Genomic DNA, 507 nt, shown 5'->3' with positions numbered 1-507 from the left:
ACATGTTGGAGATGGTGGCGCGGTCGCCGATGGTCAGCGCGGCGGCGCCTTCGCCGAAGAATTCCAGATAGGCGCCAACCACACGCTCCTGGCGCAGGAACTCGGTCAACGCCAGCACCACGTCGGTGGCGGTGATGCCGGGCTGCGGCCGGCCGCTCAGCTCCACGCCAACGATGTCCGGCAGGCGCATCCACGAGGCGCGGCCGAGCATCACGCTCTCCGCTTCCAGGCCGCCGACGCCGATCGCAATCACCCCCAGCGCATCCACGTGCGGGGTGTGGCTGTCGGTGCCCACGCAGGTATCGGGGAAGGCGACGCCGTCGTGCACGTAGATCACCGGCGACATCTTCTCCAGGTTAATCTGGTGCATGATGCCGTTGCCTGGCGGAATCACGTCCACGTTGCGGAACGCGCGCTTGCTCCAGTCGATGAAGTGGAAGCGGTCCTCGTTGCGGCGATCCTCGATCGCGCGGTTCTTGGCGAAGGCCTGCGGATCGTCGCCGCCGC

1 protein-coding gene is annotated in these 507 nt (G+C 67.3%); it reads right to left on the bottom strand.

Annotation, left to right across the window (positions count from 1 at the left end; all coding sequences use genetic code 11):
• The coding region (locus CEK66_RS20000) for an aconitase family protein (RefSeq protein WP_255424714.1) at positions 1 to 507 on the bottom strand (507 nt) is incomplete at both ends.

This window comes from Xanthomonas sp. LMG 12460 (assembly GCF_009192895.1).
Classification (GTDB): domain Bacteria; phylum Pseudomonadota; class Gammaproteobacteria; order Xanthomonadales; family Xanthomonadaceae; genus Xanthomonas_A; species Xanthomonas_A sontii.
The sequence above is the reverse complement of the archived record's forward strand: the minus strand, read 5'-3'. Positions and strand labels throughout refer to the sequence as shown.